Consider the following 13585-nt stretch of genomic DNA (forward strand, 5'->3'; position numbering starts at 1 on the left):
CAGCATGACCCGCGAACTCCATCTCTCCGTCGGCCTCGGCAGCGCCGGGCCCCGCTCCGCCGCCCACTGGACCGGCCTGGTCCAGCTCGCCGAACTCGGCGCCCTCGACTTCGTCACCCTCGACGACTCCCTGGACCCCGCCGACGGCGACGGCCGGCTCGACGCCGTGGCCGTACTGGCCCACGCCGCCGCCCGCACCAGCCGCGTCGGCCTGATCCCCACCGTCACCACCACCCACACCGAGCCCTTCCACACCTCCAGCGCCCTCGCCACCCTGGACTTCGTCAGCGAGGGCCGGGCGGGGTGGCTCGTCGATGTCTCCACCACCGAGGACGCGGCCCGCGCCGTCGGACGCCGCGCCCCCGCACCCGACGCCGAGCTGTGGGCGGAGGCGGCCGACGCCGCCGAGGTCGCCGCCCGGCTCTGGGACAGCTGGGAGGACGACGCGGAGATACGGGACACCGGCACCGGCCGCTTCATCGACCGCGACAAGCTGCACTACGCCGACTTCGAGGGACCGCACTTCTCGGTCCGGGGACCCGCCATCGTGCCCCGGCCACCGCAGGGCCGGCCACCGATCGCGATCGCGCTCGACGCCCGGGGCCGCGACCCGCGGTGGGAGCCGGCCGTCCAGCACGCCGAGATCGTCCTGCTGGACGCGGACAGCCCGGCCGCTGCCCGAGAGGCCCGCGCCGAGCTGCTGAGCCGAGCCGGCCGGGACGACCTGCGGGTGCTGATACGGATCGCCGAAAGCCCCGGCAGGCTCACGGAGTTGCTCGCCGACTGGCATGCCGAGGCCGGTACGGACGGCTTCCACCTCGCCCTCACCGACCCCACGGAGGAACTGCCTGCCGTGATCCACGACGTCGTACCCGCGCTGCGCGCCCGCGGCCTGTTCCGCGCCACCCACACCGGTCGCACCCTGCGCGACCACCTCGGCCTGACCCGCCCCGCAAGCCGCTACACCATACGGACGGAGGCCGCGCTGTGAGCGTCTCGAGTCCAGCCCAGCGCAAGCAGATACACCTGGCCGCGCACTTCCCCGGCGTCAACAGCACCACCGTCTGGCGTGACCCCGACTCGGGCAGCCAGATCGACTTCACCTCCTTCCGGCACCTGGCCCGCACCGCCGAGCGCGGCCGGTTCGACTTCTTCTTCCTCGCCGAGGGGCTGCGGCTGCGCGAACGCAAGGGCCGCATCCACGACCTGGACGTGGTGGGCCGCCCCGAGTCGCTGACCGTGCTGAACGCGCTCGCCGCGGTCACCGAGCACCTGGGACTGGCCGCCACCGTCAACGCCACCTTCAACGAGCCCTACGAACTCGCCCGCAGGTTCGCCTCGCTGGACCACCTCTCCGGGGGCCGTGCCGCGTGGAACATCGTGACCTCCTCCGACGCCTTCACGGGTGAGAACTTCCGGCGCGGCGGCTACCTCGACCGCGCCGACCGCTACACACGCGCCGCCGAGTTCGTCGAGGCGGCCCGCGCCCTCTGGGGCTCCTGGCCCACCGGCGGCACCCCGCGCACCGTCCGGCACAGCGGACCCCAGTTCGACATCACCGCCCGCGCCACACTGCCCCACTCGCCCCAGGTGCACCCCGTCCTCATCCAGGCCGGGGACTCCGACGAGGGCCGGGAGTTCGCCGCGCGCACCGCCGACATCGTCTTCAGCAGGCACGGCACCCTGGAGGCGGGCCGCGCCTTCCACGCCGATGTCAAGGGCCGCCTGGCCCGGTACAGGCGCACCCCGGACCAGCTCAGGATCCTGCCCGCCGCGACCGTCGTCCTCGGTGACAGCGAGGCCGACGCGCAGGAACGCGCCGCGCACATCCGGCAGCAGCAGGTCAGCCCGCAGACCGCCATCGCCACGCTGGAGAACGTCTGGGGGCGCGACCTCACCGGCTACGACCCGGACGGACCGCTCCCGGATGTCGAACCGGTGCCGGACGGCGAACTCGCCCAGGGCTGGGCCCACATGGCCGACCGCTTCGGCGTCGCGGCCCGCTGGCGGGCCCTCGCCGACGAGAAGCACCTCTCCATCCGCGAACTGGCCGTCGAACTCACCGCCCGCCAGTCCTTCATCGGCACCCCCGGCTCGGTCGCCGCCGCCATGGACGAACACGTCCAGACCGACGCGGCCGACGGCTTCATCCTCGTCCCCCACCTCACTCCCGGCGGCCTCGACGAGTTCGTCGACCGCGTCGTCCCGCTGCTCCAGGAACGCGGTGTCCTGCGCACCGAGTACCGGGGGCGCACCCTGCGCGACCATCTCGGCCTCAGCCGTCCGGCACCGCGTGAGGACGGCTCCACATGAGGTTCCAGGTCCTCACCATCGGCGGTCACGCCCCCCACCCCCTGACCGGCGAACAGGTACCGGCCGCGGACCGGTTGACCGAAATCGTCGACACCGGGGTCGCGGCCGAGGAACTGGGCTTCGACGCGTACGCGATCGGGGAGCGCCACGCCGGACCCTTCCTCTCCTCCAGCCCCACCGTGCTGCTCGGCGCGCTCACTGCCCGCACCTCCCGCATCCGGCTGCTCACCGGCGTCACCGTCCTCGCCATCCTCGACCCCGTACGGATCGCAGAGGACTACGCCACCCTCCACCAGCTCTCCCGCGGCCGCCTCGAACTCGTCATCGGCAAGGGCGCCGAGGCCGGCCACTTCGGCCTCTTCGGCCTGGACGAGGGCCTCCAGTGGGACTACCAGGAAGAGAAGTACGAGCTGCTGCGCAGGCTCTGGCACGAGCAGGACGTCACCTGGCAAGGCAGGTTCCGCCCGCCGCTGACCGGCGTCACCACCCTGCCGCGCCCCTATGAGGGCCGCCCGCCCCGTGTCTGGCACGGTTCCGCCACCAGCCTCAACTCCCCGGAACTGGCCGCCCGCCACGGCGACCCGCTGTTCAGTGCCAACGCCGTCCAGCCCCGCGAGGCGTACACCCGGCTCGTCGACCACTACCGGGAACGGTTCGCCGCCCACGGCCACGACCCGGCCGGCGCCTACGTCGGCGCGGGCTCCGGCGGCCTGTTCATCGCCCGCACCAGCCAGCAGGCCGTCGCCGAGTTCAAGGACTTCTACGAGGCCCGCGTCCGCCAGTCGTACAAGCCGCACCTGGCCGGAAAGCCCGGCTACAACACGCCGTTCCGCACCGTGGAGGAGGCCGTCGCGGACGGGCCCCACCTCATCGGCAGCCCTCAGCAGGTCATCGACAAGATCCTCCGCTTCCACGCGGCCTACCGGCACGACCTGCAGTCCGTCACCGTCGACGGCTCCGGCCTGTCCCTGCCCCGGCAGATCGACCAGCTCCGCTGGTTCGCCGAGGAGATCGCACCCGTTGTGCGGAAGGAAGCGCCCACCACCCTGTGGCAGCAGGCGTAGCCCCCGCCCACCGAACCCCGCCCGAAAGGTCCCCCATGGCAACCGTCCTGTCCGTCTCCGGCAGCCCCTCCGCCACCTCCCGCACCGGCCGTCTGCTGCGCCACCTGGACGAGCGGCTGAGCCGCCAGGGGCACCAGGTGGTCCCGCTGGACGTGCGCGGGCTGCCCGCCGAGGCACTCCTCGGCGCCGATCCCGGGCACCCGGCCATCGCGGCCGCCGTCGAACTGGTCGACCGGGCCGACGGCGTCGTGATCGGCACCCCCGTCTACAAGGCCGCGTACTCCGGACTGCTCAAGTCCTTCCTCGACCTGCTTCCGCAGTACGCGCTCACCGGGAAGACGGTGCTGCCGCTGGCCACCGGCGGCACCACGGCCCATGTCCTCGCCATTGACTACGCCCTGCGGCCGGTGCTCAGCTCCATGGGCGCGGCTCATATAGTCCAGGGCTGGTTCACTCTCGACAAGGACATAGTGGTGCGCGAGGACGGCACCCTGGCCGTCGCCCCCGGCACCGGCGAGGCACTGGCCCAGATCACCGACCAGTTCTCCGTCGCGCTGGGCGGCCGCACCCTGCTTGCCGCGACCGGGTGACGGGTCCGCGCCCGCTCCGCTCCCGCCCGCCGGCTCGCCGGCCAGGGCGCTGCGCGGGCGGGCACCGCGCTCGCCCCGACCGGCGATCCCGACCGTCGTGCCGGGCCCGGCCGGCCGCGCGACCACCACGGCAACGCCGCCAGCAGCAGTCCACCGATCAGCGCCGGTATCGCCGTGCGTCCCCAAGTCGTGCTTCGTCCAACCCAGTTGCCGCGTAATCGTGCACATCGGTCGGACGGGAGCGTACGCGATGTCGATCATGTACGGGTCACGCGGAACGATTTCTTCTGATCGATAAGGATCGTTTTCCTTTTCTCCTGACGCGGGAATTCACGGGCTTTATCGATCGGGTGTACGACCCCTCATACCAGAGCAGGACGCAGGCCGGGAGACTTTGTCAACTGCCCGCCGCTCCTGCCGCGCAGGCAACTAACGTGAATTCCCGTCGGACAACTCAGGGCCCCTTTCCTTCCCCTTTTTCTTTCCGACGCCAGGCCCGCCGGACCAGTACGAGGACGCAGATGTCTCACCTCCGCGCACCGGCCGCCCGTGCCGACCGTCGAGAGGGCGGCCGACACGGGAGACCGGTCGCCCGACCCGCTCCCGCACTGCCCGAGACGCTCATTCGCCTCCAGCTCGTGCGGCTCGCCGTACTCCCGCCCGTCGCGGTCGCCCTCGCCGCCACCGCGGCCGTCGTGTTCACGGTGCGCTCCAGCGGCGCCCACACCGGCCTGGCCCTCTGGGCTGTGCTCGCCCTCACCGTCGTGGTCGCCGGGGCCGCCGTCGCCGTCGCCGCCGTGGCCGCCGACCGCACCGCCCGCTCCGTCGGCGACCGGGTCGGCGCCCTGCGCCGCAACGCCGCCCGCGGCGAGGCCGACCTGCGCGCCCTGGTCGACGCGCTGCGCCGGGGCGAACCGCCGCCACGGGGAAAGCCGCGCCGCCGGCCACCCGAGGACGCCGACGACTTCGAGCTCCTCGCCGCCGACCTGGCGCGCGCGCACGACGGCGCCGTCACCGCCGTCGTCCGCGCGGCCCAGCTGTCCAGCCAGGCCGCCAACGCACAGAAACTGGAGGTCTTCGTCAACCTCGCCCGGCGGCTCCAGTCGCTGGTGCACCGGGAGATCTCCATCCTCGACGAGCTGGAGAACGAGATCGAGGACCCCGATCTGCTCAAGGGGCTCTTCCACGTGGACCACCTCGCCACGCGCATCCGACGCCACGCGGAGAACCTCGCCGTGCTCGGCGGTGCCGTCTCCCGGCGCCAGTGGAGCAACCCCGTCGACATGACCGAGGTACTGCGCTCCGCCATCGCGGAGGTCGAACAGTACTCGCGGGTCAAACTCGTTCCGCCGGTCGAGGGAGAACTGCGCGGGCACGCCGTCGCCGACGTCATCCACCTCCTCGCCGAACTCGTGGAGAACGCCACGGTGTTCTCCGCCCCGCAGACCCAGGTCCTGCTCCGCGCCAACCTGGTGACCTCCGGACTCGCCGTCGAGGTCGAAGACCGCGGGCTGGGCATGCCGGTCGGGGAACAGCACCGGATGAACGCCCTCCTCGCCGACCCCGACCAGGTCAACGTCGCCAGCTTGCTGGCGGACGGTCGCATCGGCCTGTACGTGGTCTCCCAACTGGCCCGCCGGCACGGGATCTCGGTGCGCCTCCAGACCAACATCTACGGCGGCGTCCAGGCGGTACTGGTCGTGCCGCAGGGGCTGTTGGGCACCGCGGCGGGAACTGTGCCGGGGATCGAAGGGGTGGTGGCCGCGGCGGGACCCGGTCACGCGGCCGCCGGCCCGGGGGCCGAGGTGGCCGGTGCGGTGGGGACCGCCACGCCGAGTACGCCGAGCGCTCGGGCCACGGGGCGGCATCGGCAGGTGGCCCGGCGGGGGAGTGGGGACGCCGCTGCAGACCCGGGAGCCGCCGCGCAGCCTCCGCTGCCCCTGCGCGGGGCTCAGGAGCAGCGGCCCGATCCCGCCGAGACGGTGCCCGGGGCCGGTGCCGGGCACCGCGGCGTGGTGGACGCCGGCGCCGGAGTGCTGCCGCCCCCGCGAGCCGGTGCGGCACCCTTGAGTCCTCAGAGGCCCTCCCTGCCGCGTCGCCGCGCCCAGGAGCACATCGTTCCGCAGCTCCGGGGCGGGCCCGTGACGCGTCAGGACAACGAGTCTCACGTGGGTCACGACCCCGGTCTGATGGCCGCCTTCCGGCGCGGGATCGGGCTCGCGGAGTCCCAGCAGAGTCTTGAGGCCGCGGGAGAGGACTTCGGGGAACCGGTAACCGGTGACGAGGGGACGCCGGTGGAGACGGCTTACCTGGAGCCCCCGCACACGGAGCCCCCGCACACGGAGCCCCCGCACACGGAGCCCCCGCACACGGAGCCCCCGCACACGGAGCCCCCGCACACGGAGCCCGCGCACATGGGCGCCGGGGACATGGCTGCCGCGCACAGGGAGGCAGGCTCCGTGGAAACGCCCCATATGGATGCCGCGTCCAGGGGGGCCAGCCACTCGGAGGCTGGGCACGCAGGGCCTGGACACATGGAAGCCGGCCACATGGACGCAGACCCCATGGAACCGGATCCCATGGAGCCGGAGCACATGGCGTCGCCCTTCATGGAGCCGGACCGGATGGCCCCCACGCCCATGGATCCCGACCACACCGCGCCGCCCCCTCCGAAGCCGAACCACCTGGCGTCGGGCCTCCTGCTGTCGTCCCACCTGTCGTCGGACCACCCGGTGCCGCCCCTCCCAGGGCCCCACCCCACGTCGGCGGACCACAGGGAGCCGGACCCCATGCCCCCCGGCCCTCTCGACAGGAGCGCGCCCCCCGTATGACCCGCGCTCCCGCCCCGACCCACACCCTCCCCGCGACCCCCACCGCTCCCACAGCCCCCCGTACCCCAAGGAGTCGATCCACCATGGCGAGCGATGCGCCGACCGCCCACGCATCCGACCTCGACTGGCTGCTGAGCGGCCTCGTGCAACGCGTGCCGCACACCGGCAGCGCGGTGCTGCTGTCCTGCGACGGGCTGGTGAGGGCCGTGCACGGGCTGGACCCGGACAGCGCCGACCACATGGCCGCGCTCGCCTCCGGTCTGTACTCGCTGGGCCGTAGCGCGGGTGTCCGTTTCGGGGACGGCGGGGAGGTCCGGCAGGTGGTCGTGGAACTCGACTCCACGCTGCTGTTCGTCACCACCGCTGGCTCCGGCACCTGTCTGGCCGTGCTCGCCGGCCGCGAGGCCGACGCCGCCGTGCTCGGCTACGAGATGGCGATGCTGGTCAAGAGCGTCCGCCCGTACCTCGTCACCGCGCCCCGGCAGCCCGCCGCCGACCCGACGGCGATGAGGCCGTGAGCGTGGCCGCCGTGGGCGACGGGCCCTGGCTCGACGACGCGGCCGGCCGGCTGGTGCGGCCGTTCACGGTCAGCAACGGCCGCACCGAACCCAGCGTCGCGCTGGACCTGATCTCCCAGGTGATGGCCACCGGAGTCTCCCCGCTCGGCTACCTCGGCCCCGAGCACGCGCAGGCGCTCGACCTGTCCCGCGCGCCCGTCTCGGTGGCCGAGGTGGCCGCGCACCTCAGGCTGCCCGCCGTGGTCACCAAAGTGCTGCTCTCGGACCTCGTCGACTGCGGGGCGCTGACCACCAAGCCCCCCGCGTTCCACCACAACCCCACTGACCGGTCTCTGCTGGAGGCAGTGCTCGATGGACTACGACGACAGCTCTGACCCGTACAGCTCCGACCCGTTCCCCACCGCGCTCAAGATCCTGGTGGCGGGCGGGTTCGGGGTGGGCAAGACGACCTTCGTGGGCGCGGTCAGCGAGATCGCGCCGCTCAGCACGGAGGAACTGCTCACCACGGCCGGCGCGGCCACCGACAACCTGGACGGCGTCGAGAACAAGGTCGAGACGACCGTCGCCATGGACTTCGGCCGGATCACCCTCGACCCCCGGCACGTCCTGTACCTGTTCGGCACGCCCGGCCAGGAGCGGTTCTGGTTCATGTGGGACGAACTGTCCGAGGGCGCCCTCGGCGCGGTGATCCTGGCAGACACCCGCCGCCTGGAGGAGTGCTTCGCTGCCGTCGACTTCTTCGAGGAACGCGGCGTCGCCTTCGTCGTGGCCGTGAACGAGTTCGACGGCGCCTTCCGGTACGACCCCGACGAGGTGCGGGCCGCCCTCGACCTGAGCCCCGCCGTCCCCGTCGTCCCCTGTGACGCCCGTATCTCCAGCTCCGGCGTGCAGGCCCTGCTCACCCTCGTACGCCACCTGCTCGCCCACGTCCCGGCGCCCCTGCAGGGAGCCCCCGTCCAGGGAGCGCGGTCATGATGTACGAGCCGGCCCGCCGGGTCCGGGGTCTGCTGCTCACCCCGGAGGACAAGGAGGCCCCGGCCCGCACCGCCCGGCTGCGCCGCCTCGGCCTCGGGGAACGCGCCGAGCCGGCGCTCGACGCCTTCGCCGACCACCTCGCCCAGGTGACCGGCGCGCCGTACGCCATGGTCAACTTCATCGGCGAGCAGCAGCAGTTCTTCGCGGGCCTGAGCGTCCCGCCCACCGGGCCCCTCACCCGGGAGGACGGCACCGGCCGGGTACTGCCCCGCGAACACGGGTTCTGCCCCCATGTGGTCGTCCGCCACAAAGCCCTGGTGCTGGAGGACGTCCGCGACTACCCCCGCTTCGCGGGCAACCCGATAGTCGACGACCTCGGCGTCCGCTCGTATCTGGGCGCCCCACTGATCGACAGCTCCGGCATGGTGCTCGGCACCGTGTGTGCCGCCGACACCGAGCCGCGCACCTGGGGCAGGTCCGGGCTTGAGGCCATCAAGGGGATGGCGGCCGAACTCGCCGCACGCATCGAACGGGCCGCCGACGACGGTCTGCCTATCTGAACGAACTTAAATACGAACAGAGTTGAGCCGGATAACACGAAGCGTGAAGGAAACCTGTGGCGCCGGTTAAGAAAAGCTCGATGGATTCCGGTCGGCGCATACGGCAGATTGCGAGGTGATTCCACCCCTCGGACCCGGTGCGGACGCTTCGGCGAGCCCGTACGGCCGGGCCTCACCCACAGGAGCCGTAGCGTTGAAGGCGCTGGTCAAGGAGAAGGCGGAGCCCGGTCTCCGGCTCACGGACGTGCCCGAGCCCGAAGTGGGTCCCGGTGACGTGCTCATCAAGGTCATGCGGACCGGTATCTGCGGCACCGACCTGCACATCCGGGCCTGGGACGGCTGGGCGCAGCAGGCGATCCGCACCCCGCTGATCGTCGGCCACGAGTTCGTCGGGCAGGTCGTGTCCCTCGGCCGCGACGTCACTGACATCCGAGTGGGCGACCGGGTCAGCGGAGAGGGCCACCTGGTGTGCGGCAAGTGCCGCAACTGCCTCGCCGGCCGCCGTCACCTGTGCCGCTCCACCGTCGGCCTGGGCGTGGGCCGCGACGGCGCGTTCGCCGAGTACGTGGCGCTGCCCGCGTCCAACGTATGGGTGCACCGGGTCCCCGTGGACCTCGACATCGCCGCCGTGTTCGACCCGTTCGGCAACGCGGTGCACACCGCGCTCTCCTTCCCGCTGGTCGGCGAGGACGTGCTGATCACCGGCGCGGGCCCGATCGGCCTGATGGCCGCGGCCGTCGCCCGGCACGCGGGCGCCCGCAACGTCGTCGTCACCGACGTCAGCGAGGAGCGCCTGGAGCTGGCCCGCAAGATAGGGGTGAGCCTGGCCCTGAACGTCTCGCGTTCCACCATCGCGGACGGTCAGCGGGAGCTGGGTCTGCGTGAGGGCTTCGACATCGGCCTTGAGATGTCCGGCCGCCCCGAGGCGATGCGCGACATGATCGCCAACATGACGCACGGCGGCCGCATCGCCATGCTGGGCCTGCCGTCGCAGGAGTTCCCGGTGGACTGGTCCCGGATCGTCACCTCGATGATCACCATCAAGGGCATCTACGGCCGGGAGATGTTCGAGACCTGGTACGCCATGTCGGTCCTCCTGGAGGGCGGCCTCGACCTCGCCCCCGTGATCACCGGCCGGTACGACTACCGCGACTACGAGGCGGCCTTCGAGGACGCGGCCAGCGGCAAGGGCGGCAAGGTCATCCTCGACTGGACCGCGTAACCCCCGTCAGCACCTTCGAAGGAGCCCCCATGTTCGACTCCGTCCGCGACGACCTCCGCGCCACCCTCGACGAGATCCGCGCCGCCGGCCTGCACAAGCCCGAGCGGGTCATCGCCACCCCGCAGTCCGCGACCGTCGAGGTCACCCAGGGCGGCCGCCCCGGTGAGGTCCTCAACTTCTGCGCCAACAACTACCTCGGCCTGGCCGACCACCCCGAGGTGATCGCCGCCGCCCACGAGGCGCTCGACCGCTGGGGCTACGGCATGGCCTCCGTGCGCTTCATCTGCGGCACGCAGGAGGTCCACAAGGAGCTGGAGGCCCGCCTGTCGGCGTTCCTCGGCCAGGAGGACACGATCCTCTACTCCTCCTGCTTCGACGCCAACGGCGGAGTCTTCGAGACCCTGCTCGGCCCCGAGGACGCGGTGATCTCCGACGCCCTCAACCACGCCTCCATCATCGACGGCATCCGCCTGTCCAAGGCCCGCCGCTTTCGCTACGCCAACCGCGACCTCGCCGACCTGGAGACCCAGCTCAAGGAGGCGAACGCGGGCGGCGCCCGGCGCAAGCTGATCGTCACCGACGGCGTCTTCTCCATGGACGGCTACGTCGCCCCCCTCGCCGACATCTGCGACCTGGCCGACCGCTACGACGCGATGGTCATGGTCGACGACTCGCACGCCGTCGGCTTCGTCGGCGCGAGCGGCCGCGGCACGCCCGAGCTGCACGGCGTCATGGACCGCGTCGACATCATCACCGGCACCCTCGGCAAGGCCCTCGGCGGCGCCTCCGGCGGCTACGTCGCGGCCCGCGCCGAGATCGTCGCCCTGCTCCGCCAGCGCTCGCGCCCCTACCTGTTCTCCAACTCCCTCGCCCCGGTCATCGCCGCCGCCTCCCTGAAGGTCCTCGACCTGCTGGAGTCCGCCGACGACCTGCGGGTACGGCTGGCCGAGAACACCGCGCTGTTCCGCTCCCGCATGACCGAGGCCGGGTTCGACATCCTCCCCGGCGACCACGCCATCGCCCCGGTGATGATCGGCGACGCGTCCGAGGCGGGCCGCATGGCGGATCTGCTGCTGGAGCGCGGCGTGTACGTGACGGGTTTCTCGTACCCGGTGGTCCCGCAGGGCCAGGCGCGCGTCCGCGTCCAGCTCTCCGCCGCGCACTCCACCGAGGACGTGAACCGCGCCGTGGACGCCTTCATCGCGGCCCGTGCCGCACTGCGGGGCTGACCTGCGAGGCCGCCTTGCGATAATGGCGGCATGATCGAGGCGCGGCGGCTCCACATCCTCCGTGCGGTGGCCGACCACCGCACGGTCACGGCGGCGGCCGCCGCGCTCTACCTCACCCCTTCCGCCGTCTCCCAGCAGCTCACCTCGCTGGAACAGGAGACCGGCCACCGCCTGGTCGAGCGCGGCGCGAAGGGCGTACGGCTCACCCCGGCCGGCGAGATCCTGCTCGGCCACACCAACGCGGTCCTGGCCCAGCTGGAGCGGGCCGAGGCGGAGCTGGCGGCGTACGGCAAGGGCGAGGCCGGCACGGTCACCGTCGCCGCCTTCGCCACCGGGATCGCCCAGGTGGTGGCGCCCGCCCTGGCCCGGCTCGGCCGTTCGGCGCCCGGCATAGGTATCCGGGTCCGGGACGCCGAGGGCGACGCGAGCCTCCGGATGCTGCTGGACCGCCAGGTCGACGTGGCGGTGGCCGTCGAGTACCGGGGTGCTCCGCCCGCCGACGACCCCAGGCTGACCCATCTCCCGCTGTACGCCGAGCCGTTCGACGCAGTGGTCCCGCTCGGGCACCGGCTCGCCGATGACGCGGAGGTGCCGCTCGCGGAGCTGTCCAAGGACCCGTGGATCGGCCCGTACCCCGGCAACCCCTGCCACGACGTGGTGGTGCTGGCCTGCGAGAGCGCCGGGTTCCAGCCGCGCCTGGAGCACTCCTCCGACGACTTCCGCGCGGTGGTCGCGCTGGCCTCGGCGGACGCGGGAGTGGCCCTCGTGCCCCGCTCCGCGCTGCGCGGCATGGACCTGACGGGCGTGGTCGTCCGGCCGGTCGACGGGGTGGCCCCGACCCGGCGCGTGTTCGCGGCCGTGCGCCGGGGCGCGGAGGGGCATCCGCTGATCCGGCCGGTGCTGGAGGCTCTCGGACAGGCCGCGGCGGAGGGCTGAGCCGGGGCCGTTGTCAGTGCAGGGGGTTACGGTGCGTCGCATGCCGGACGCAGAAGACGTACGCCGTATCGCCCTGTCCCTGCCGGACACGACCGAGAAGACGGCCTGGAGCATGCCCACCTTCCGGGTGGCCGGGAAGATGTTCGCCACGCTCCCGGAGGAGGAGACCTCCCTGGCGGTGCGCTGCCCGAAGGAGGAGCGGGACGAACTGGTGCTGGCCGAGCCGGAGAAGTTCTGGATCGCGGCCCACGAAGCGGGCTTCGCCTGGGTGCGGGCGAGACTCTCGGCGCTGGACGGCGAGGACGAACTCCGGGACATCCTCGCCGACTCCTGGCGCCAGGCGGCCCCCGCACAGCTGCTGGAGGAGCATCCGGGGCTGGGGGTGCCGCAGGAGCGCCACTAGGCGCTGACCGCGCCTGCCCTGACGAACGCGCCAATGCGTTCCCGCAGGCCACGGGGGTCCAGGCCGTGCGCCGCGAGGTGCTCGTCGAGCGTGCCGTACCGGCGCAGCTCGCGGCGGCCGACGCCCAGTCCGAGCACCCGGTGCGGCACGTCGGACAGGGCTTCCGCGGCGGCACGGGTGGAGGTTCCGGCGAGGTAGGGCTCGACGAGCACCACGTCGGTGCCGGCCGCCTCGGTGGCGCGGCGCAGGGCGGCCGTGTCGAAGGGGCGCACGGTCGTCGCGTACAGCACCGTCACGTCCAGGCCCTCGGTCGCGGCGAGGACGGCGTCCAGCATCGGGCCGACCGCGACCACGACCCCGGCGCGGCCCTCGCGCACGGTGTGGAAGCGGGCGCCGTCGACCGGTCGCGGGAGCCGGTTGCGCTGGAGGGAGAGGCGTAGGTACACCTTGTCGTCGCCCGCGGCGACGGCGTGCCGGAGCAGGGTCTCGGCCTCGTCCGGGTGGCCGGGGACGTGCACGGTCCAGCCGTCCAGGGTGTCGAGGAGGGCGACGTCGCCGGGTGACATGTGGGTCTGGCCGCCGGCCGGCCAGTCGAAGGAGGCGCCCGCGCTGACCAGTACCGCGCCGGTGTCCTGGTAGCCGAGGTCCAGCTTGACCTGCTCGAAGGGGCGCTCCACGAGGAACGCGGCGAAGGTGTGCACGATGGGCCGCATCCCGGTGAGCGACAGCCCGGCGGCGGCGCCGACGAGCAGCTGTTCGCGGATGCCGACGTTGATCAGCCGGTCGGGGTGGCGGCGGGCGGCGCCCGTGAATGCGTCCCGGCCGATCTCGGCGAGGACGACCGCGACCCGCGGGTCCTCGTCCAGCAGCCGGGAGGCGACGGCGCCGAACCGGTCGCGCATGGTTTCCGTGGTTTCCACGAGGATGAACCTTTCCTTTTCCGG

At 72.7% G+C, this 13585-nt stretch carries 14 protein-coding genes; 13 read left to right on the forward strand and 1 reads right to left on the reverse strand.

What is annotated here, in order from left to right:
• The first annotated feature begins 4 nt into the window (after positions 1 to 4).
• From ACWCV3_RS04755 to ACWCV3_RS04815, 13 genes are all read left to right on the forward strand, one after another.
• Entirely contained in the window at positions 5 to 991 is a 987-nt protein-coding gene (locus tag ACWCV3_RS04755) for an LLM class flavin-dependent oxidoreductase (RefSeq protein WP_451218340.1), read from the forward strand.
• The gene (locus ACWCV3_RS04760) at positions 988 to 2313 is read left to right on the forward strand and encodes an NtaA/DmoA family FMN-dependent monooxygenase (protein WP_451218343.1); all 1326 of its coding nucleotides are present in this window, start codon (positions 988 to 990) and stop codon (positions 2311 to 2313) included. Before ACWCV3_RS04755 ends, ACWCV3_RS04760 begins: the two co-directional genes overlap by 4 nt.
• The gene (locus ACWCV3_RS04765) at positions 2310 to 3377 is read left to right on the forward strand and encodes an LLM class flavin-dependent oxidoreductase (RefSeq protein WP_451218346.1); all 1068 of its coding nucleotides are present in this window, start codon (positions 2310 to 2312) and stop codon (positions 3375 to 3377) included. The genes ACWCV3_RS04760 and ACWCV3_RS04765 overlap by 4 nt, the downstream gene beginning before the upstream one ends.
• A 35-nt stretch (positions 3378 to 3412) precedes the next feature.
• On the forward strand, positions 3413 to 3967 hold the full coding sequence (gene ssuE, locus ACWCV3_RS04770; protein ID WP_451218349.1) for an NADPH-dependent FMN reductase: 555 nt from the start codon (positions 3413 to 3415) through the stop codon (positions 3965 to 3967).
• A 521-nt stretch (positions 3968 to 4488) separates the two neighbouring features.
• The gene (locus tag ACWCV3_RS04775) at positions 4489 to 6798 is read left to right on the forward strand and encodes an ATP-binding protein (protein WP_451218352.1); all 2310 of its coding nucleotides are present in this window, start codon (positions 4489 to 4491) and stop codon (positions 6796 to 6798) included.
• A gap of 83 nt (positions 6799 to 6881) precedes the next feature.
• The gene (locus ACWCV3_RS04780) at positions 6882 to 7316 is read left to right on the forward strand and encodes a roadblock/LC7 domain-containing protein (RefSeq protein WP_451218355.1); all 435 of its coding nucleotides are present in this window, start codon (positions 6882 to 6884) and stop codon (positions 7314 to 7316) included.
• 2 nt (positions 7317 to 7318) lie between these two features.
• The gene (locus ACWCV3_RS04785) at positions 7319 to 7690 is read left to right on the forward strand and encodes a DUF742 domain-containing protein (RefSeq protein WP_030816691.1); all 372 of its coding nucleotides are present in this window, start codon (positions 7319 to 7321) and stop codon (positions 7688 to 7690) included.
• Entirely contained in the window at positions 7668 to 8291 is a 624-nt protein-coding gene (locus ACWCV3_RS04790) for a GTP-binding protein (RefSeq protein ID WP_451218358.1), read from the forward strand. The genes ACWCV3_RS04785 and ACWCV3_RS04790 overlap by 23 nt, the downstream gene beginning before the upstream one ends.
• Positions 8288 to 8851 carry a GAF domain-containing protein gene (locus ACWCV3_RS04795; protein ID WP_451218360.1) on the forward strand — a complete coding sequence of 188 codons (564 nt, stop codon included), beginning with the start codon at positions 8288 to 8290 and terminating at the stop codon, positions 8849 to 8851. The genes ACWCV3_RS04790 and ACWCV3_RS04795 overlap by 4 nt, the downstream gene beginning before the upstream one ends.
• A 193-nt stretch (positions 8852 to 9044) precedes the next feature.
• On the forward strand, positions 9045 to 10073 hold the full coding sequence (gene tdh / locus ACWCV3_RS04800) for an L-threonine 3-dehydrogenase (protein ID WP_451218363.1): 1029 nt from the start codon (positions 9045 to 9047) through the stop codon (positions 10071 to 10073).
• A gap of 29 nt (positions 10074 to 10102) precedes the next feature.
• Positions 10103 to 11302: a glycine C-acetyltransferase gene (locus tag ACWCV3_RS04805; RefSeq protein WP_451218366.1), complete on the forward strand. Its 1200-nt coding sequence runs from the start codon at positions 10103 to 10105 to the stop codon at positions 11300 to 11302.
• Positions 11303 to 11332: 30 nt separating this feature from the next.
• On the forward strand, positions 11333 to 12238 hold the full coding sequence (locus ACWCV3_RS04810) for a LysR substrate-binding domain-containing protein (RefSeq protein ID WP_451218369.1): 906 nt from the start codon (positions 11333 to 11335) through the stop codon (positions 12236 to 12238).
• A 40-nt stretch (positions 12239 to 12278) separates the two neighbouring features.
• Positions 12279 to 12641 (forward strand): MmcQ/YjbR family DNA-binding protein, encoded by a 363-nt coding sequence (locus tag ACWCV3_RS04815; protein ID WP_451218372.1) that lies wholly within the window; start codon positions 12279 to 12281, stop codon positions 12639 to 12641.
• Here ACWCV3_RS04815 and ACWCV3_RS04820 read toward each other — a convergent pair.
• Positions 12638 to 13543, reverse strand: coding sequence for a transketolase family protein (locus ACWCV3_RS04820; protein ID WP_451218967.1), 906 nt, complete (start codon positions 13541 to 13543; stop codon positions 12638 to 12640). The two genes, ACWCV3_RS04815 and ACWCV3_RS04820, sit on opposite strands and share 4 nt — an antisense overlap.
• Positions 13544 to 13585 lie beyond the last annotated feature (42 nt).

The organism is Streptomyces sp. NPDC001781 (assembly GCF_053596035.1).